Origin of the sequence: Methylobacterium sp. C1, assembly GCF_001854385.1 — a bacterium.
In the GTDB taxonomy this organism is placed as follows: Bacteria; Pseudomonadota; Alphaproteobacteria; order Rhizobiales; family Beijerinckiaceae; genus Methylobacterium; species Methylobacterium radiotolerans.
Genome location: NZ_CP017640.1, coordinates 1,308,790 through 1,326,760 on the forward strand (window position 1 = coordinate 1,308,790; position 17,971 = coordinate 1,326,760).

A 17,971-nucleotide genomic window follows, 5' to 3' on the forward strand; every position below is an offset into this window, starting at 1 on the left:
CCGGCAGCGGTCATCCGCGCCGCGCTGTTCACCGGAATGGCGCGGCGGTGCATTCGGCGGCTCCCATCGCGCCGAAGTTAGGCTAAGTAGGCCGCCTGACGGCGCCCCGGGGCGCGCGAGGAGCTCGAGACCACGGCGATGAGCGGCCAAGACAACACGACGGCGTCCGCGACGGCGCACACCAGTCCGCAGACGCGTTCCGTCGCCGCGCCGGGTCCCCTGCGCCCCCAGGACCAGCTCGTGACGATCTACGGCGGTTCCGGCTTCCTGGGCCGGCACGTGGTGCGGGCGCTGGCGAAGCGCGGCTACCGGATCCGCGTCGCGGTGCGCCGGCCGGACCTCGCGCTGTTCCTGCAGCCGCTGGGGAAGGTCAACCAGATCGTCGCCGTCCAGGCGAACCTGCGCTACCCGGATTCGGTCGCCCGGGCCGCCGAGCGGTCGGACGTTTTGATCAACCTCGTCGGCATCCTGCAGGAGACCGGCTCCCAGAGCTTCGCGCGGCTGCAGGTCGACGGGGCCGAGGCGATCGCCCGCGCCGCGGCGCGCCAGGGCGCCCGGATGATCCAGGTCTCGGCGATCGGCGCCGATCCGGCCTCGCCGTCGCTCTACGCGCGCACCAAGGCGGAGGGTGAGGCGCGGGTCTTCGCCGCCTGCCCGGACGCGGTCGTGTTCCGGCCCTCGCTGATCTTCGGTCCCGGCGACAGCTTCTTCAACCGCTTCGCCGGCCTCGCCCGGGCGCTCCCGGTCCTGCCGCTGGCCGGCGGCCAGTCGCGCTTCCAGCCGGCCTTCGTGGGCGACGTCGCCGAGGCGATTGCCCGCGCGGTCGACGGCACCGTCGCGCCCGGCAAGGTCTACGAACTCGGCGGCCCGGAGGTGGGCACGCTCGAGCACTTCGTGCGCTACATGCTGAAGACGATCCGGCGGAAGCGGGTGGTCGTGGACCTGCCCGTGCCGGCGGCCAAGCTCCAGGCCCGCATGCTGGAGATCGCCGACACCCTGACCTTCGGCCTCCTGCCGGCCTCGCTGAAGCTGACCCGCGATCAGGTCACCCTGCTCCAGAACGACAACGTCGTCTCGGAAGCCGCCAAGGCCGAGGGCAGGACCTTCGAGGGGATCGGGATCACGCCGACCGCCGCCGAGGCCGTGGTGCCGGGCTATCTCTGGACCTTCCGCAAGGCCGGCCAGTTCGCCACCGATCGGGACGAGGAGTACCTGTCGGAGGTGCCCGACACGATGGCGTCGCAGCCCCTGGCGGCCGGCTCGCAGCACCGACCGAAGACCGCCTCCGGCCCGGCGATCGGCGCCGATGCCGGCAGCTCGCCGGGCGCCGGACAGGGCAGCATGGGCGTGCGCTGGGGAACCCGGAACCCGGGCTAGGTGACGGCCCGCGCCCGGATCGCGCCGTGAGCGCGCCCTCTCCCCACGCGGCCGGCGGCCCCGCCGCGCGGCGCATCCTCGTCACCGGGGCGGCGGGCTTCGTGGGCGGCCACGTGCTGCCGCTCCTGGCGGGGTCGACGGCGCGGACGGGCGACTGCGTGGCCGGGATCGGGCGGGGGCGGTCGCCGCGCCTGCCGGAGGGGGTCACCTACGCGGCGATCGACCTCCTCGACGAGGCCGCGCTCGGCGGCTTCGTGGCGCGGTTCCGGCCGACCGCGATCCTCCACCTGGCGGGCCTCGCCTCGGTGGCGGATTCCGCGAGCGGTCCGGGCCAGACGTGGCGGGTCAACGTCAACGGCCTGATGAACCTCGTGGCCGCGGTAGAGGCGGTGCCGGGCTGCACCTTCTTCTTCGTCAGCTCCGGCGAAGTCTACGGCAGCGCCTTCCTGGCGGGCCACGCCCTGAGCGAGGCGGTCGAGCCGCTGCCGCGCAACACCTACGCGCGGTCGAAATGGGTGGGCGAGCAGCTGCTCCGCGACCTGCTGCCCCGGATCGGCGTGAAGCTCGTCGTGCTGCGGCCGTTCAACCATATCGGCCCCGGCCAGGACGAGCGCTTCGTCGTGGCCTCCTTCGCGGGCCAGATCGCCCGGATCGAGGCCGGCCTCGTGCCGCCGTGCCTGGAGGTCGGCAATCTCTCCTCCTACCGCGACTTCCTCGACGTCGCCGACGTGGCGAACGCCTATGCCGACCTGATCGGCCGGGCGGACTCCCTGGCGGACGGGAGCGTCTTCAATATCAGCTCGGGCCAGCCGCGGACGATCGCCAGCGTCCTCGAGGATCTGCGCGCCCGCGCCCGGGTCCCGTTCGAGATCCGCGTCGCCCCGGAGCGGGTGCGGCCGACCGAGATTCCCCTGGCCGCGGGCGATGCCGGTCGCCTCCACGCCGCCACCGGCTGGCAGCCGCGGGTCTCGTGGGACGCGGCCCTGACCCGGGTTCTGGACGACGCGCGGGCGCGCTTGGCGGACGCGCAGGGGCCCAGTTGAGGCGGGAGGTCTCGCACCGAAGCGGCGCTCACCGCTCCGCGACGGCGATCAGCGCGGTGGAGGGGATCGGCAGGACGGGCCGGCCGCCCGCCACGCGCCGCGCCTCCGCGGTCACCGCGGCCCGGTCGTCCGCACTCAGGTCGACCCAGTCCGGCGACAGGCCGAACACCGTGTCGGGGTCGTCCAGCAGGGCGACGTCGAGGGCGTAGTCGAAGGTCACGCGTTCGATCCGGGGCGGTCCATACCCGGCCGCGACCATCTCCCGGGTGAACCCGGCCGGATCGCCGAGCACCCGCACCCCTTCGGGCATCGCCCGGCTCTCGCGCTCGGGGAACAGCCGGCGGCGGATCTCGCCGAGCAGCAGGAACGTCGCCGCGCCCTGATCCTGCCACGTCGCGACGATGCCCCAGCCCCCGGGCCGCGTCACGCGCGCCATCTCGGCGAGCCCCTTCCGCCAGTCGGGGAACATGATCACCCCGAAGATCGAGAACACCGCGTCGAAGCCGCCGTCGGGGAGGGCGAGCGCCTGGCCGTCCATGACCCGCGCCTCGACATTGGCCGAGCCCGCCCCGGCGACGCGCGCGACCATGCCCGGCGAGAAGTCGACCGCCAGGACCTGCGCCCCCGTCCGCGCCGCGGCCAGCGCGAGGGCGCCGGTGCCGGCCGCGACGTCGAGGACGCGGCTGCTTTCGGTCAGCGGCACTCGCGCGAGCGCCGCCTCGGCGAAGCGCGCCGTGAACGGGTGGGCGGTCGTCGCGTAGTGCTCGGCGACCTTGTCCCACCGATCCGGGTTCTCGAACTCGCGCATCGCCACAACCCTCGCCATCACGCAACTTGATAAGTATCGTGATGGCGCGCGGTTGCCAATCCCGAGTTCGGTGTGATGGATCGACGGGTGCGCACCGACAGCCGCCTCTCCCGAACGCTCCATGTGCTGCTTCACATGGCGCGCCACGACGGACCGATGACGTCCGAGGCGATCGGGCGGATGCTCGGGACGAACCCCGTGGTCGTCCGCCGCACGATGGCCGGGCTCCGGAACGCGGGCTACGTGAAATCTGAGAAGGGGCACGGCGGCGGATGGACCATCGCGGCGGACCTGAGCGCGGTCTCGTTGCTCGACGTCCACCGCGCGGTCGGCGGTCCGCGCATCTTCGCGATCGGCAGCGATCGCGCGAACCCGGCCTGCGCCGTCGAGAAGGTCGTCAACGAGGCGGTCGAGGAAACGCTGCGCGAGGCCGAGGCCCTCCTGATCGCGCGGCTCGGTTCCGTCAGCCTCGCCGAGCTCGCGCGGAGCTTCGACGCCCGGTGTCGGCCCGGGGGGCCGTCGGACGCCTCGAGCTGCGCGTGACGCCGGGCGCGACGCCGGGCCCGGCGTCGCGCCGATAGGCAGCCTCATGAAACTGCTTCATCGACGCTCTGCTCCGGCTCTCCGGCCGCTCATCCATGATCCGTGCCCCCTGGTCGGCGCCCGGACGATGCCCGAGGCACGCCGCGCGACCGGGATCGCGGTCCGGATCGGGGACCGGATCGCGCCGGGCGGTTGCCGCGCCGACGGCCAGACGCCATGCTCCGCGTCGACGCGGACCAGCACGAGATGATCGGCCATGGGCCTTCTGGACGGATTGCTCGGACACGGCTCGGCCGTCGACGCGGCCTCCCTGGAGCGCCGGCTCGCCGGCATCCTGATCGAGGGCGAGACGGCGCGGCTCGCCTTCAAGATCATCCGGGACGTGTTCGTGTTCACCGAGCGCCGCGTCATCCTGATCGACGTCCAGGGCGTGACCGGCAGCAAGGTCGAGTTCCTGTCGGTGCCGTACCGCGCGATCGTGCGCTTCTCGGTCGAGACCGCCGGCACGTTCGACCTCGACGCCGAGTTGAAGATCTGGGTCTCGGGGGCGGCGGAGCCGATCCAGCGGACCTTGAAGAAGGGCGCGGATGTCCGGGGTATCCAGCGGGCGCTCGCCGAGGGCGTGCTGCGCTAGCCCGGGACACGGCACGCGCCGGCAGGCGACGGCCCGCCTACCGGACCACGCCCCTGGCCCGCAGCGCGTCGCGCGCGTCCTCCGGATACTCCAGCTGCTCCGCCAGGATCTCGGCGCTCGAATCCCCGAGGCCCGGCGGCATCCGCCGCACCGGCAGCCGGCGCCCGTCGAGCCGGTAGGGCGGGGCGATGACGTGGGCGTTCTCCGACGCCGCGACCACCAGCCCGGCCTCCCGGGCGCGGTCGCAGGTGAGCGCCTCGCGCAGGCCCATCACCTCGCCGCAGGGGATGCCCGCGGCCCTGAGCCGCGCGATCAGCGGCGCGCGCTCCCACTTGGCGAGCTCGGCCTCCAGCACCGGGATGAAGGCGGCGCGGTTGCGCGACCGGTCGAGATTGCTGGCGAAGCGCGGGTCGGCGACCCAGTCCGGGCGCTCCAGCACCTGCTCGCAGAAGCGGCGGTACTGCCCGTTGTTGCCGACCGTGATCACCACCGGCCCGTCGCCGGCCTCGAACACCCCGTAGGGTACGATCGACGGGTGGGCGTTGCCGTAGCGGGGCGGATCGATCCCGCGGGCGAGCGCCTCGAGGCCGTAATAGGAGGTCAGCGCCACGCCGCAGTCGAACAGGGCGAGGTCAACGGTCCGGCCGCGCCCGGTCCGCTCCCGCTGGTACAGGGCCGCCAGCACGGCCTGGGCGGCGAACTGGCCGGTGAACAGGTCGACCGCCGCGACCCCGAACTTGAGCGGCGGTCCCCCGGCCTCGCCGTTGAGCGCCATCACGCCGGATTCGCCCTGGACCACGAGGTCGTAGCCGGGCCGGCCGGCCTCCGAGCCGTCGGAGCTGTAGCCGGCGATCGAGCAGTAGATCAGGCCGGGATTCTCCGCCGCGAGCGCCGCGTAGCCGAGGCCGAGCTTCTCGGCCCCGCCGGTCTTGAAGTTCTGGACCAGCACGTCGCTGTCGCGGGCCAGAGCCTTCACGATCGCCAGGCCGTCCGGCGTGGCGAGGTCGACGCCGATCGAGCGCTTGTTGCGGTTCACGCTGTCGAAATACGAGGTGTTGCCGGGGCTCGTCGGCACGCCCCAGTCGCGGGTGTCGTCGCCGCGCTCCGGGTGCTCGACCTTGATCACGTCGGCGCCGAGATCGCCCAGCACCTGCGCGCACCAGGGTCCGGCCAGGACCCGGGACAGGTCGAGGACGCGGATTCCGGCGAGCGGCAGGTCGGCAACGGCATCCATCGCGAAAGTCCTCAGGCTCCCATGACGCCGTCGAGACTGCGCACGGCGTCGATCAGTTTCGGGCGCGCCACCTCCAGGAGGAAGCGCGCGTCGGTGATGACGGTGGGGGCACCGCAATTGACCGCCATGGGCGGCAGGCCGCCGCCGGGATGGAACCCCACCGCGATGGCGCAGACCGTCTCCTGCCACTCGCCGAACGAGGTGCAGCAGCCGAGGTCCCGGTGCTCCTCCACCGCCCGGTCGAGGCCGGCGCGCAGCGCCGGCCAGGCCACGGGATCGAGCGCCTTCAGGTCCTCGTAGATGCCCGCGCGCTCCCGGTCCGGGCAGACCGCCACGTAGGCGCGGCCCATGGCGCTGCGGGCGAGCGAGATGCGCGAGCCGGTGTCGAGGTTGAGCGAGATCGCCGCTGGGCCGCGCTGGCAATCGACGTAGCGCATGCTGAGCCGGTCGCGCACCCCGAGCCCCACCGAGGCGTTGGCCGCCTCCGCGACCGCGCGCAGCACCGGCCGGGCGATGGCGCGGACGTCGAGGCCGCCCAGGGCGGCCGAGCTCAGCGCGATGGTGGCGGTGCCGAGGCGGTACCGGCCGAGCTCGGGCATGTGCTGCAGGTAGCCGAGCTTGGTCAGCGTGTAGGTCAGCCGCGACACGGTGGAGCGCGGCAGCCCGCAGGCCTCCGCGATGTCGTGGTTGGCGAGGCTCGTGCGCCCCGGGCCGAAGCAGGCGAGCACCGACAGCCCCCGGGCGAGCGCCGTGACGAAGTGCCGGTCCTCCTTCGCGCCGGACCCGCCAGCGTCGGGCTCGGCGCCGTCGGATCCGGCGCGCAGGCCCGCATCCGCCTCCATCGGCCCGCTCATCGGCGCAGGAACGCCGCGAAGGCCGCCTGCGCCGCCGGACCGCGGCGGAGGGCGTGGAAGACCTCCGCCTCCGCGTCGAGGGCGCGGGCGACGCTGTCGTCGTGGCCGCGGCGCAGGGCCTGCTTGGTGGCGGCGATCGAGACCCGGGGCAGGGCGGCGAGCGCGCGCGCCTTGGTCAGAGCGGTATCCAGGGCCGTCCCGGCCGGGACGGCGGCGTTGATTAGGCCGGCCGCGGCGGCGTCCGCGGCCGTGAAGGGCTCGCCGAGCATCAGCAGCTCGGCGGCGCGCTTCGATCCCGCCACCAGGGGCAGCAGGTAACTCGACCCGCCCTCCGGACTGAGGCCCAGGGCCGTGAACGGCAGGCGGAACCGCGCCCCGTCCCCCGCGTAGGCGAGGTCGCAGTGGAGCAGCAGCGTCGTGCCGATGCCGACCGCGTGGCCCTCCACGGCGGCCACGACCGGGAGCGGGCAGGCGCGCAGGGCCTTGAGGAAGGTCAGGCCGGGGCTGGCGCCCGCGGTCTCGACGTCCTGGAAATCCTTGAGATCGTTGCCGGCGGTGAAGCAGCCGCCCGCGCCGGTGAGGACGAGGGCGCGCACCTCCGCGTCCCTTCCCGCCGTGTCCAGGGCGTCGGTTAGGCCCGCGTAGGTCGCCCGGTCGAGGGCGTTGCGCCGCTCCGGCCGGTCCATCGTGACGAGCCGGATCCCGGGCTCCGGATCGGCGACGCGGACGCTCACGGGGCGACCCCGCCGGCGCGGTCCGTCGCGTAGTCCGCGGCGCTGCCGGCCGTCCGCGCCCGCGCCGCCGCGTATTCCCGGGCGAGGCGGGCGACGAGGTCGGCGGTCGCCGGCGCGTCCGCGATGGTGCCGACGCCCTGGCCGGCGCCCCAGACGTCCCGCCACGCCTTCACGCTGCCGCTGCCGAAATTCATCGCGGTCTTGTCGCGCGCCGGCAGCGCCTCGGGATCGAGCCCGGCGGCGCGGATGCTCGGCGTGAGGTAGTTGCCCGGCACGCCCGTGAAGTAGGGGGTGTAGAGGATGTCGGCGGCCGCGCTGCCGGCGATCATGTCCTTGTAGGCCGCCGCCGCGTTCGCCTCCCGGGTGGCGATGAAGCGGGTGCCCATGTAGGCGAGGTCGGCGCCCATGGCCTGGGCCGCCAGGATCGCCGAGCCCGAGGTGATCGCCCCCGACAGGATCAGCGGACCGTTGTAGAACCGCCGGATCTCGCCGACGAGGGCGAAGGGGCTCAGCGTGCCGGCGTGGCCCCCGGCCCCGGCGCAGACCAGGATCAGCCCGTCGACGCCGGCCTCCAGGGCCTTCTCGGCGTGGCGCACGGTGGTGACGTCGTGGAACACCACCCCGCCATAGGCGTGGACCGGGCGGATCACGGCGTCCGGCGCCCGCAGCGACGTGATGATGATCGGCACCCGGTGCCGGACGCAGGCCTCGACATCCTGGGCCAGCCGGTCGTTGGAGGCGTGGACGATCTGGTTCACCGCGAACGGCGCGATCCGCCGCGACGGGTCCGCGGCGCGGGCCTGCGCGAGCGTCTGCGTGATCCGCGAGAGCCACTCGTCGAGGAGCTCGGCCGGTCGGGCGTTCAGCGCGGGGAAGGAACCGACCACGCCGGACAGGCACTGGGCGATGACCAGCTCCGGGCCGGACACGATGAACATCGGGGCGCAGATCACCGGCAGGGCGAGCCGGCCGCGCAGGATCTCGGGCAGGCGCCCGCCCGGGTCTCGCTCCGGACCGTCGCTCACCGCCCGCTCCCGGCCGCCAGAACCGGCGCCGGACAGGCGCCCCCGGGCCGCTCGTCCCGATCCTTGCCGCGCACCGCGATCCTCCCCCTGCCTCCCGGCAGCCCGGCTTTCGCGCGCCGGGCGGCGTCCGCAACCGAGTCTCGTCCAGGGCCGTTGTGATGCCACGGCCCCGGGCCCTGGGTCAAACGGCCGAGCCGCGGAGTTTCTGCACTGCGGAACGGTCGGCGACCCGGAGAGAACCTGTGCCGCCCGTCCTTGACGCTCGCGATCACTCGGACCAACATCCCGCCGAATTGCGAACGTTCATTCTGCATTGCAGAACATCAGGGAGCATCGGGTGGTTCGTCAGGAGGTCGATGGCGGGGTGGCGGTGCTCACGCTCGCCAACCCGCCGGTCAACGCGCTGGGCGCCGCGCTGCGGGCGGCCCTCGACGAGGCCCTGACGCAGGTCATCGCGGACGTGTCGGTCCGCGCCGTCGTGCTGGCCGCCGAGGGCAAGGTGTTCGTCGGCGGCGCCGACATCGGCGAGTTCGGCAAGCCGCAGCGCCCGCCGAGCCTTCCCGACATCCTAGACCGGCTCGATGCCAGCCCGAAGCCCGTGGTGGCGGCGATCGGCGGCGCGGCCCTCGGCGGCGGCCTGGAGCTGGCGATGGCCTGCCACGGCCGCGTCGCGGCCCCGTCGGCCAGGATCGGCCTGCCGGAGATCAAGCTCGGGATCATCCCGGGCGCCGGGGGCACGCAGCGCCTGCCGCGCCTGATCGGGCCCGACACCGCCTTCCCGATGATGCTCACCGGCGAGCCGGTTTCCGCCGAGAAGGCGGCGGCGCTCGGCATCGTCGATGCCGTGGTGCTGGGCGACCTCGTGGCGGAGGCCCGGACCCGCGCCCTGGAACTCGCCGATGCGGGGACGCTGCCGCGGGTGCGCGACCGCTCCGACAAGCTCACGCCCGAGGCCCGGGAGCGGTTCGAGGCGCAGGCCACCGAGGCGGTGAAGCGCGATCCCGACGCCACCAACGTCCACGCCCTGGCGCGGGCGGTGCGCGCCGGCCTGGAGCAGGACTTCGATGCCGCGGTAGCGGTGGAGCGGGCCGAGTTCCGCGCCCTGGTGGAGGATCCGCGCTCGAAGGCCCTGCGCTACGCCTTCTTCGCCGAGCGCGAGGCCGCCCGGGTGCCCGGCCTGCCGAAGGACACGCCGCGCCGCCCCATCCGCACGGCCGCCGTGATCGGCGCCGGCACGATGGGTGGCGGCATCGCCATGTGCTTCGCCAATGCCGGCATCCCGGTGACGGTGATCGAGACTGAGGAGGGCGCCCTGACGCGCGGCCTCGACCGGGTGAAGGCGCTCTACGCCGGCTCGGCGAAGCGGGGCTCGATCACCGAGGCCCAGCGCGAGGAGCGGGTCGGCCGGATCACGGGCGCGATCGGTCTGGAGCACGCCAGGGAGGCCGACATCGTCGTCGAGGCGGCCTTCGAAGATATGGGCGTCAAGCGCGGGATCTTTTCCGAACTCGATCATATCGCCAAGCCCGGCGCGATCCTGGCCACCAACACCTCGTATCTCGACGTGAACGCCATCGCGGCGGTCACGAACCGGCCGCAGGACGTGCTCGGCCTGCACTTCTTCAGCCCGGCCAACGTCATGCGCCTCGTCGAGGTGGTCCGGGCCGAGAAGACCGCGCCGGAGGTGCTCGCCACCGCCCTCGACCTGGGCAAGCGCCTCAACAAGCTTCCGGTCGCGGTGGGGGTCTGCTTCGGCTTCGTGGGCAACCGCATGCTGGAGCGTCGCAGCCGGGCCGGCGAGCGCCTGCTGCTCGAGGGCGCGCTGCCCCACGAGGTCGACGCGGCGGTCACCGGCTTCGGCTTCCGGATGGGGCCCTTCGCCATGGGCGACCTCGCGGGGCTCGATATCGGCTGGCGCTCGCGCAAGGATTTCGGCGGGCGGGCCCCCGTCGCCGACTCGCTCGCCGAGCAGGGCCGGTTCGGCCAGAAGACCGGCCGCGGCTTCTACCTGTACCCGGACGGTGCCCGCACCGGCACGCGCGATCCCGAGGTCGAGGCGCTGATCGCGCGCGTCGCCGCCGAGCACGGCGTTGCTCGCCGCAGCTTCACGGCCGACGCGATCGTCGCGCGGCTGATGTACCCGATGGTCAACGAGGGCGCGCGGATCCTGGAGGAGGGCATCGCGGCCCGGCCCGGCGACATCGATACGATCTGGATCAACGGCTACAACTGGCCGGCCTGGCGCGGCGGCCCGATGCACTGGGCCGACACGGTGGGTCTCAAGACGATCGCCGAGGCGCTGACCCGCTTCGCGTCCGAGACCGGCGACGACAGCCAGGAGCCGGCGCCGCTCCTGAAGCGCCTCGCCGCCGAGGGCGGCAGCTTCGCCGATCTGAAGAACGCCTGAGCGGGAGGGAGATCATGACCGACGCGGTGATCGTCGCGACCGCCCGCACGCCCATCGGCAAGGCCCATCGCGGCGCCCTGAACCTCACCCGCGGCGCCGACCTCGCCGCCCACGCGATCCGCGGCGCCCTGGACCGGGCGCGCCTGGAGCCCGAGGCGGTCGAGGAGGTGGTCCTCGGCTGCGGCTATCCGGAGAACGCCACGGGCGGCAACGTCGCCCGCCACGCGGCCCTGGTCGCGGGGATCCCGGTCGAGTCGGCCGGCGTCACCGTCTCGCGCTTCTGCGCCTCGGGGCTGGAGGCGATCGCCAGCGCGGCCCGGCGGATCGTCCTCGACGGCGTGCCGGTGGCGGTGGCCGGCGGCGTCGAGTCGATCAGCCTCGTCCAGCCGAAGGTCCAGCGGGAGTTGACCCGCAACGCGTGGCTGGAGGCCCACCTGCCGGCGATCTACATGCCGATGATCGAGACCGCCGACATCGTGGCGGAGCGCTATCGGATCTCCCGGGAGGCGCAGGATCAATTCGCACTGGAGAGCCAGCGCCGCACGGCCGAGGCCCAGGCGCGCGGCCTCTTCGACGACGAGATCGTCCCGATGAGCGCCGTGATGGCGGTGACCGACAAGGCCACCGGCGAGACCCGGGAGGTCGAGACCCGGCTCGCCAAGGACGAGGGTAACCGGCCGGACACCACCCTCGAAGGGCTCGCGAAGCTCAAACCCGTGCGCGGGGAGGGGGCCTTCATCACGGCGGGCAATGCCAGCCAGCTCTCGGACGGAGCCTCGGCCAGCGTGCTGATGTCGGCCGACGAGGCGGCGCGGCGGGGCCTGACGCCGCTCGGCACCTTCCGGGGCTTCGCCTCGGCGGGCTGCGGCCCGGACGAGATGGGCATCGGCCCGGTCTTCGCGGTGCCGCGGCTCCTGGAGCGGCAGGGCCTGCGCGTCTCCGACATCGACCTGTGGGAGCTGAACGAGGCCTTCGCGTCCCAGTCGGTCTACTGCCGCGACAGGCTCGGGATCGACCCTTCGAGGGTCAACGTCAACGGCGGCGCCATCGCGGTCGGCCACCCGTTCGGCATGTCGGGGGCCCGACTCGTGGGCCACGCGCTGCTGGAGGGCCGCCGCCGCGGCGCGCGCTACGCCGTGGTGACCATGTGCGTCGCCGGCGGCCAGGGCTGCGCCGGCCTGTTCGAGATCGGAGGCTGACGATGGATCTCCGCTTCACGTCCGAAGAGATCGCGTTCCGCGACGAGGTCCGCACCTTCTGCCGGACGGAGATCCCCGCCGAGATCCGCAGGAAGGTCTCGGAGGGGCGCAGCCTCACCAAGGACGATTACGTCACGAGCCAGCGGATCCTCAACGCCAAGGGCTGGGCGGTGCCGCACTGGCCGCAGGAATGGGGCGGCCGGGATTGGACCCCGATCCAGCGCTACATCTACACCGAGGAGCTGTTCCAGGCGGCCGTGCCGCTGCCGCAGCAGTTCAACTGCTACATGTTCGGCCCGGTGCTGGCGACCTTCGGCCGGCAGGACCAGAAGGAACGCTTCCTGCCGCGCGCCGCCAATCTCGACGATTGGTGGTGCCAGGGCTTCTCCGAACCCGGCGCCGGCTCGGACCTCGCCTCGCTCAAGACCAAGGCGGTGCGCGACGGCGACCACTACGTCGTGGACGGCCAGAAGACCTGGACGACGCTCGGCCAGCACGCCGACTGGATCTTCTGCCTGGTGCGCACCGACTTCGAGGCCAAGAAGCAGCGCGGCATCTCCTTCCTTCTCATCGACATGACGACGCCCGGGATCACCGTGCGGCCGATCCTGACGTTGGAGGGCCGGCACGAGGTCAACGAGGTCTTCTTCGACGCCGTGCGCGTGCCCGTCGAGAACCTCGTGGGCGAGGAGAACCGGGGCTGGGACTACGCGAAATTCCTGCTCGCCAACGAGCGCACCGGCATCGCCCGGATCGGGCTCACCAAGGAACGGATCGCCCGGATCAAGCGGCTGGCCCGCGAGATGCCGGCCGGGTCCGGGACGATGTGGGACGATCCCGCCTTCCGCGGTCGCGTCGCGGAGGTCGAGGTCGAGCTGAAGGCCCTGGAGATCACCCAGATGCGGGTGGCGGCCAAGCAGGGCCGGGCGGATTCGGTGGAGCCGGACCCCGCCTCGTCGCTCCTCAAGATCCGCGGCTCGCAGCTCCAGCAGGCGGCGACCGAGCTGCTCGTCGAGCTCGCCGGGCCCTTCGCCCTCGCGGCGCCCGCGCGCGGGGCAGGGGCCAACAACCTGCCCGGCGGCTTCGACTGGGTCGACGCCGCCGCGCCGAGCTACTTCAACAACCGCAAGGTCTCGATCTACGGCGGCTCGAACGAGATCCAGCACAACGTCATCGCCAAGGGCATTCTGGGTTTGTGAGTCAGCGCCTCGTTCCAACCTCTCCCTCGTCCTGCGGGGCTGCGCGGCAGCCTCGCGAGAGGGCTCCAGGGATCGCGGCGACTCCCGGAGGCCTCCTTCGAGGCCTTCGCTGCGCTCCGGCACCTCAGGATGAGGGGATCTGGTGGGACGGACCAGTGCCGGGCGCCCCCGACGATATCCGCGAGGGAACACCATGGATTTCGACCTGAACGAGGACCAGTCGCTCCTGCGCGACAGCGTCGAGCGGCTCGCCGCCGACCTCTACCCCTCGCTGGAGAGCCGGCAGGCGCGGCTCAAGGCGCCCTTCGGCTTCCCCGAGGAGGGCTGGACGGCCTTCGCCGAGCTCGGCGTCGCCGGCCTGCCCTTCTCCGAGGAGGAGGGCGGCCTCGGCGGCGGCCCGGTCGAGACCATGCTGGTCATGGAGGCGGTCGGCCGCAACCTCGTGGTCGAACCCCTGCTCGCGAGCCTCGTGCTGGGCTCGACGGCCCTCCGGCTCGGCGGCAGCGCCGCGCAGAAGGCGCGCCTCGTCCCAGGCCTCGTCGCCGGCGACCTGCGCCTGACCCTCGCCCACACCGAGCGCCAGTCCCGCTACGACCTCGCCGACGTGGCCACCGCGGCCCGGCGCAGCGGCGACGGGTTCGTGCTGAGCGGGGCCAAGAGCGTCGTGCCCAACGCCGACGCGGCCGGCCTGATGGTGGTCTCCGCCCGCGTCTCGGGCGAGCGGCGCGATCCCCGCGGACTCGGCCTGTTCCTAGTCCCGACGGACGCCGCCGGCGTCGCCGTCGAGGCCTACCCGACCCAGGACGGCGGCCGGGCCGCGGAGGTGTCCTTCTCGGAAGTGCAGATCCCCGCCGACGCGGCGCTCGGCGATCCGGAGGACGGCCTGCCGCTCCTGGAGCGGGTGGTGGAGCACGGCATCGCGGCGCTCGCCGCCGAGGCGGTCGGCTCCATGGACGCGCTCCACAAGCTCACGGTCGAGTACCTCAAGACCCGCAAGCAGTTCGGCGTCAGCGTCGGCTCGTTCCAGGCCCTGCAGCACCGGGCCGTGGACATGCTGATCCAGCTGGAACAGGCGCGCTCGATGGCGCTCTACGCCGCCATGATGGTGGACACGCCGGACGCGCGGGCGCGGGCCGCGGCCCTGTCGGCCGTGAAGGTGCAGATCAACAAGGCCTGCCGCTACGTCGGCCAGGAGGGGGTCCAGCTCCACGGCGGCATCGGCATGACGCTCGAGTATGTCGGCGCCCACCACTTCAAGCGGCTCGCCATGATCGAGTACCAGCTCGGCGACACCGCCCACCACCTGCGCCGGATCACGCAGGACGAGAACGGGCTGCTGGCGGCCTGAGGATCGCGACGCGGCCTCGGCGAAGGAGACTTCCGGCGCCCCGGGACGAGGGCGCCGGGATGACCGGGATCAGTTGAACAGCGAGCCGACCCCGCCCTGCACGCGGCCGAGGCCGGCCCGCGCGACGGTGTTGTTGGGGTCGATCGTCGAGGCGCGCTGGTAGTTCTCCATCGCCTCCTTGCGCTGGCCCTGCTTCTCGTAGGCGAGGCCCCGATAGGCCCAGGACGTGGCGTCCTTGGCGTTCACGTTCAGCGCGGCGTTGTAGTCTTCGATCGCCTTCGCGTACTGGTTGGTCGCGATCAGGCTCTGGCCGCGGGCCGCATAGGGCGCGGCCACGAACGGGTCGCGGTCGATGGCGGCGTCGAAATCGGCGATCGCCTGTGTGTCCTGGCCCTGCTTCTGCTTCACGAGGCCGCGGGCGTGATAGGCCTGCGCGGATTCGGGGCTCAGGCGGATCGCGACGTTGAGGTCGTTCAGGGCCTGGTCGAGGTTGCCCTGGGCGCGCTCGACGTTGGCGCGGCCGATATAGGCCGGCCCGTAATTCGGATCGATCCCGATCGCCTTGGAGAAGTCCTGCAGTGCCGGGCCGTCGCGGCCGATCTGGCGGTTCGCGAGGGCGCGGTTGTTGTAGGCGGAGGCGGAGTTCGGATCGAGCTGGATCGCCTTGGTGAAGTCGGCGATGGCGTCGTTGAACTGGCCGGCGCGGGCGTAGGCGGCGCCGCGGGTGTTGTAGGCCGCCGCGTCGTTCGGGTTGCGCTGCACCACCTCGGTCAGGGACGCGATGTTGACGTTCGTGGCGCCGGTCGTGTCCTTCTCCAGGACCGCGTATTGCCGCGGGCCGGCCGCGCTGCCGACGGTCTCGCAGCCCGCGAGGCCGGCGGCCGCGACCAAGGCCGCGCCGATCAGTGCCGTCTTCCGTCCCAGCCGGATGCGTACGTTCATCGCCCCACTCTCCCCGAGGCGTCGCCCGCTCCGCGCGTGCCCGCCCCGCCCCTCACAGTCCAAGAGCCCGCGCCCTGCGCCGGGCACACCCGAAGTCGGGGCACCGTCGCGCATCACGGTGAAGGCCGGCTTAAGAAGCGCCGCGTCGTGCCCCGGCCCCCGCCCGGTCCCGGCGGGACCGAGGCAGTGCGGGCGGACGCGATCGACAGCATTCGGAACCGACCACGGTTCCGTGGAAGCGGCGGGATGTGGCGAAGGTATGGCTCGACCGTCGCGCGGGGCCGCGGACGGACCTCCGGCGGTCATGCGGCGGCGCTTGTGTGCCTTCGAAGCCTCAGGAACCGGTCGGGCCGGCCCCGAGGCGGGTGACGTGACCCATCTTGCGGCCGGGGCGCGCTTCGCCCTTGCCGTAGAGGTGCAGGTGGGCGCCGGGCTCGGCCAGCAGGGCGTGCCAGTCGTCGGCCTGGGCGCCGATCAGGTTGCGCATCTCGACGGGGAGGCCGCCGACCCGGCCCGGATCGCCCAGCGGCCAGCCGCAGACGGCCCGGACGTGCTGGGCGAACTGCGAGGTCAGCGCCCCCTCGCTGGTCCAGTGGCCGGAATTGTGGACCCGGGGCGCGATCTCGTTGACCACGAGCCGCTCAGCCCCGTCCTCGCGGACGAGGAACATCTCGACGGCCAGCACGCCGACGTAGTCGAGGGCGTCGGCGATCCGCCGGGCGATCTCGACGGCGGCGCGGCCCGTCTCGGCGGACACGCCGGGCGCCGGCACCCGGGTCAGCGCGAGGATGTGGTCGCGGTGTTCGTTCTCGCAGAGGTCGTAGGCCGCGAAGCTGCCGTCGCGCCCGCGCGCGCCGACCACCGAGACCTCGCGCTCGAACGGCACGAAGCCCTCCAGGATCAGCGGCGCGCCGCCGAACTCGGCGAACAGGGCGTTGCGGTCGCCCTCGGCCCGCTCGCGGAGCATGCGCTGCCCCTTGCCGTCGTAGCCGAAGCGGCGGGTCTTGAGCACGGCCGGCAGGCCGATCACCTCGATCGCCCGGTCGAGGTCGTCGGGGGTGTCCACCGCCCGGAACGGCGCCGTCGGGATGCCCAGGCCGTTGATGAACTCCTTCTCGGAGAGGCGGTCCTGCGTGGTCGAGAGCGCCCGCGCGTTCGGGTGCAGGGCGGCGTGCCGGGCCAGCACGTCGGCGGTGGCGTGCGGGATGTTCTCGAACTCGTAGGTCACGACGTCGACGCTGCGGGCGAAATCCGCCAGCGCCGCGGCGTCGTCGTAGGCCGCGCAGGTGGTCCGGGCGGCCACGTCGAAGGCGGGGCTGTCCGCGTCGGGCGCGTAGACATGCGCCTTGAGGCCGTAATCGGCCGCCGCGAGCGCGATCATGCGCCCGAGCTGGCCCCCACCGACGATGCCGAGGGTAGAGCCGGGGCCGAGGATCTTGTCCGTCACGCGTTCTCTTCCGTCACCGGCCGTTCGGCCACCGAGGCGCTCTGGGCCGCGCGCCACGCCTCCAGGCGCTCCGCCAGGCCCGGGTCGGTCAGCGCCAGGACCGCAGCGGCGAGCAGGGCCGCGTTGACGGCCCCGGCCCGGCCGATCGCCAGGGTCCCCACCGGGATGCCAGCCGGCATCTGGACGATGGAGAGCAGGCTGTCCTGGCCGGACAGGGCCTTCGATTCGACCGGCACGCCGAAGACCGGCAGGCGGGTCATCGCGGCCGCCATGCCGGGCAGGTGCGCGGCGCCGCCCGCGCCCGCGATCACGACCTTGAGACCGGCCGCGACCGCGCCCTTGGCGAAGGCCACGAGCCGGTCCGGCGTGCGGTGGGCCGACACGATGCGCGCGTCGTACGGCACGCCGAGCGCGTCGAGCGTCTCGGCGGCATGACGCATGGTCGCCCAGTCGGACTGGCTGCCCATGATGATCGCGACCGGAGGAGGCGACGCCATCGTTGATCCCGGCAAAAGAGGGCGCTTACAGGCGGTGCGGGCCGGCGGCAAGGCGGGGCCCGAGGGCGTCCACCGGCATCAGGCGATGATGTCCGGCGTGAGCGCGTCCTCGATGTGGAAGATGCGGTCGCGCAGCGTGAGCTTGCGCTTCTTCAGGCGCTGGATCTGGAGCTGGTCCCCGGCGACGCTGCGCTCCAGCGCCTCGATGGCGCTGTCCAGATCCCGGTGCTCCTCGCGCAGCCGCGCCAGCTCGCCCAGGAGATCCGACTGCGCACCCTCACCCGCCTCGTCCGCCATCGTCACCTGAGAACCCGAAGACCGTTCGTCGCCCGAGAGCATGCGTCACGCTCCGGCGCCGGACAAGGCGGCGCGGTAAGCAATCATCAGACTTAGCAGCAGAAAACGCTTCGACAGGTCCGACATCCTGTGCCAATCTCGGTGTGTCGAAACGATGACAGGAGATTCGACTCATGTCGCTGCAGACGCATCTGAACCAACTCGCCCGGAAGCACGAAGCCCTCGAGCGCGAGATTCAGGAAGCGATCCACAGACCTTCGGCGAACGACCTCCACATTGCCGAGCTGAAGCGACGGAAACTCCTCCTCAAGGACGAGATCAACAAGCTCCAGGCGGGCAACGACACGTTGCACTGACGCCTGACACGTCCGATCCGATAGCGA

At 72.9% G+C, this 17,971-nt stretch carries 18 protein-coding genes; 9 read left to right on the plus strand and 9 right to left on the minus strand.

Features of this window, described 5'->3' with window-relative positions:
* Positions 1-138 precede the first annotated feature (138 nt).
* The gene (locus BKE41_RS06150; protein ID WP_083374290.1) at positions 139-1,377 is read left to right on the plus strand and encodes a complex I NDUFA9 subunit family protein; all 1,239 of its coding nucleotides are present in this window, start codon (positions 139-141) and stop codon (positions 1,375-1,377) included.
* 26 nt (positions 1,378-1,403) lie between these two features.
* On the plus strand, positions 1,404-2,420 hold the full coding sequence (locus BKE41_RS06155) for a GDP-mannose 4,6-dehydratase (RefSeq protein ID WP_070998722.1): 1,017 nt from the start codon (positions 1,404-1,406) through the stop codon (positions 2,418-2,420).
* A 28-nt stretch (positions 2,421-2,448) separates the two neighbouring features.
* Here BKE41_RS06155 and BKE41_RS06160 read toward each other — a convergent pair whose 3' ends face one another.
* A complete protein-coding gene (locus BKE41_RS06160; protein WP_012318053.1) occupies positions 2,449-3,228 on the minus strand; it encodes a class I SAM-dependent methyltransferase in 780 nt (259 codons plus the stop codon).
* 87 nt (positions 3,229-3,315) lie between these two features.
* Here BKE41_RS06160 and BKE41_RS06165 point away from each other — a divergent pair, with 87 nt between their 5' ends.
* Complete coding sequence (locus BKE41_RS06165; RefSeq protein ID WP_041372265.1) at positions 3,316-3,771, plus strand: Rrf2 family transcriptional regulator; 456 nt, start codon at positions 3,316-3,318, stop codon at positions 3,769-3,771.
* Positions 3,772-4,027: 256 nt separating this feature from the next.
* Positions 4,028-4,405, plus strand: a complete 378-nt coding sequence (locus BKE41_RS06170) for a PH domain-containing protein (RefSeq protein WP_012318055.1) — start codon at positions 4,028-4,030, stop codon at positions 4,403-4,405.
* 37 nt (positions 4,406-4,442) lie between these two features.
* Here BKE41_RS06170 and BKE41_RS06175 read toward each other — a convergent pair whose 3' ends face one another.
* Genes BKE41_RS06175 through BKE41_RS06190 form a run of 4 tightly spaced genes read right to left on the minus strand, consistent with a single transcriptional unit; the run spans position 4,443 to position 8,252 of the window.
* Complete coding sequence (locus tag BKE41_RS06175; protein ID WP_012318056.1) at positions 4,443-5,639, minus strand: CaiB/BaiF CoA-transferase family protein; 1,197 nt, start codon at positions 5,637-5,639, stop codon at positions 4,443-4,445.
* Between the two features lie 11 nt (positions 5,640-5,650).
* Positions 5,651-6,493 (minus strand): IclR family transcriptional regulator, encoded by an 843-nt coding sequence (locus BKE41_RS06180; protein WP_245295904.1) that lies wholly within the window; start codon positions 6,491-6,493, stop codon positions 5,651-5,653.
* Positions 6,490-7,227 carry an enoyl-CoA hydratase-related protein gene (locus BKE41_RS06185; protein WP_070998724.1) on the minus strand — a complete coding sequence of 246 codons (738 nt, stop codon included), beginning with the start codon at positions 7,225-7,227 and terminating at the stop codon, positions 6,490-6,492. The genes BKE41_RS06180 and BKE41_RS06185 overlap by 4 nt, the downstream gene beginning before the upstream one ends.
* On the minus strand, positions 7,224-8,252 hold the full coding sequence (locus tag BKE41_RS06190; RefSeq protein ID WP_199825828.1) for a nitronate monooxygenase family protein: 1,029 nt from the start codon (positions 8,250-8,252) through the stop codon (positions 7,224-7,226). Before BKE41_RS06190 ends, BKE41_RS06185 begins: the two co-directional genes overlap by 4 nt.
* A gap of 337 nt (positions 8,253-8,589) precedes the next feature.
* On the opposite strand from BKE41_RS06190, the gene BKE41_RS06195 reads away from it, so the two are divergent.
* The 4 genes from BKE41_RS06195 (at position 8,590) to BKE41_RS06210 (ending at position 14,405) form a co-directional block, all read left to right on the plus strand.
* The gene (locus BKE41_RS06195) at positions 8,590-10,659 is read left to right on the plus strand and encodes a 3-hydroxyacyl-CoA dehydrogenase NAD-binding domain-containing protein (protein WP_070998726.1); all 2,070 of its coding nucleotides are present in this window, start codon (positions 8,590-8,592) and stop codon (positions 10,657-10,659) included.
* A 14-nt stretch (positions 10,660-10,673) separates the two neighbouring features.
* Positions 10,674-11,858 carry an acetyl-CoA C-acyltransferase gene (locus tag BKE41_RS06200; RefSeq protein ID WP_070998728.1) on the plus strand — a complete coding sequence of 395 codons (1,185 nt, stop codon included), beginning with the start codon at positions 10,674-10,676 and terminating at the stop codon, positions 11,856-11,858.
* 2 nt (positions 11,859-11,860) lie between these two features.
* Entirely contained in the window at positions 11,861-13,057 is a 1,197-nt protein-coding gene (locus tag BKE41_RS06205) for an acyl-CoA dehydrogenase family protein (RefSeq protein ID WP_029359931.1), read from the plus strand.
* Positions 13,058-13,250: 193 nt separating this feature from the next.
* Positions 13,251-14,405, plus strand: coding sequence for an acyl-CoA dehydrogenase (locus BKE41_RS06210; RefSeq protein WP_053620893.1), 1,155 nt, complete (start codon positions 13,251-13,253; stop codon positions 14,403-14,405).
* A 69-nt stretch (positions 14,406-14,474) separates the two neighbouring features.
* Here the strand turns inward: BKE41_RS06210 and BKE41_RS06215 are convergent, their stop codons facing one another.
* The 4 genes from BKE41_RS06215 to BKE41_RS06230 all read right to left on the minus strand — a co-directional run bounded on the left by BKE41_RS06215 (position 14,475) and on the right by BKE41_RS06230 (position 17,630).
* Positions 14,475-15,347: a tetratricopeptide repeat protein gene (locus tag BKE41_RS06215; RefSeq protein WP_070998729.1), complete on the minus strand. Its 873-nt coding sequence runs from the start codon at positions 15,345-15,347 to the stop codon at positions 14,475-14,477.
* A 334-nt stretch (positions 15,348-15,681) separates the two neighbouring features.
* Positions 15,682-16,794, minus strand: coding sequence for a 5-(carboxyamino)imidazole ribonucleotide synthase (locus BKE41_RS06220; RefSeq protein ID WP_024830809.1), 1,113 nt, complete (start codon positions 16,792-16,794; stop codon positions 15,682-15,684).
* Positions 16,791-17,291, minus strand: coding sequence for a 5-(carboxyamino)imidazole ribonucleotide mutase (gene purE, locus BKE41_RS06225; protein ID WP_012318066.1), 501 nt, complete (start codon positions 17,289-17,291; stop codon positions 16,791-16,793). Before purE ends, BKE41_RS06220 begins: the two co-directional genes overlap by 4 nt.
* Positions 17,292-17,369: 78 nt before the next feature.
* Positions 17,370-17,630 (minus strand): DUF465 domain-containing protein, encoded by a 261-nt coding sequence (locus tag BKE41_RS06230; protein ID WP_012318067.1) that lies wholly within the window; start codon positions 17,628-17,630, stop codon positions 17,370-17,372.
* A gap of 131 nt (positions 17,631-17,761) precedes the next feature.
* Here BKE41_RS06230 and BKE41_RS06235 point away from each other — a divergent pair, with 131 nt between their 5' ends.
* Positions 17,762-17,944: a DUF465 domain-containing protein gene (locus BKE41_RS06235; protein ID WP_012318068.1), complete on the plus strand. Its 183-nt coding sequence runs from the start codon at positions 17,762-17,764 to the stop codon at positions 17,942-17,944.
* The last annotated feature ends 27 nt before the right edge of the window (positions 17,945-17,971 follow it).

Excerpts from the sequence above, each read along its gene's own strand:
- BKE41_RS06150 (WP_083374290.1), top strand. The coding sequence starts at position 139 with ATGAGCGGCCAAGACAACACGACGGCGTCCGCGACGGCGCACACCAGT.
- BKE41_RS06160 (WP_012318053.1), bottom strand. The coding sequence starts at position 3,228 with ATGCGCGAGTTCGAGAACCCGGATCGGTGGGACAAGGTCGCCGAGCAC.
- BKE41_RS06170 (WP_012318055.1), top strand. The coding sequence starts at position 4,028 with ATGGGCCTTCTGGACGGATTGCTCGGACACGGCTCGGCCGTCGACGCG.
- BKE41_RS06175 (WP_012318056.1), bottom strand. The coding sequence starts at position 5,639 with ATGGATGCCGTTGCCGACCTGCCGCTCGCCGGAATCCGCGTCCTCGAC.
- BKE41_RS06180 (WP_245295904.1), bottom strand. The coding sequence starts at position 6,493 with ATGAGCGGGCCGATGGAGGCGGATGCGGGCCTGCGCGCCGGATCCGAC.
- BKE41_RS06200 (WP_070998728.1), top strand. The coding sequence starts at position 10,674 with ATGACCGACGCGGTGATCGTCGCGACCGCCCGCACGCCCATCGGCAAG.
- BKE41_RS06205 (WP_029359931.1), top strand. The coding sequence starts at position 11,861 with ATGGATCTCCGCTTCACGTCCGAAGAGATCGCGTTCCGCGACGAGGTC.
- BKE41_RS06210 (WP_053620893.1), top strand. The coding sequence starts at position 13,251 with ATGGATTTCGACCTGAACGAGGACCAGTCGCTCCTGCGCGACAGCGTC.
- BKE41_RS06215 (WP_070998729.1), bottom strand. The coding sequence starts at position 15,347 with ATGAACGTACGCATCCGGCTGGGACGGAAGACGGCACTGATCGGCGCG.
- purE (WP_012318066.1), bottom strand. The coding sequence starts at position 17,291 with ATGGCGTCGCCTCCTCCGGTCGCGATCATCATGGGCAGCCAGTCCGAC.
- BKE41_RS06230 (WP_012318067.1), bottom strand. The coding sequence starts at position 17,630 with ATGCTCTCGGGCGACGAACGGTCTTCGGGTTCTCAGGTGACGATGGCG.
- BKE41_RS06235 (WP_012318068.1), top strand. The coding sequence starts at position 17,762 with ATGTCGCTGCAGACGCATCTGAACCAACTCGCCCGGAAGCACGAAGCC.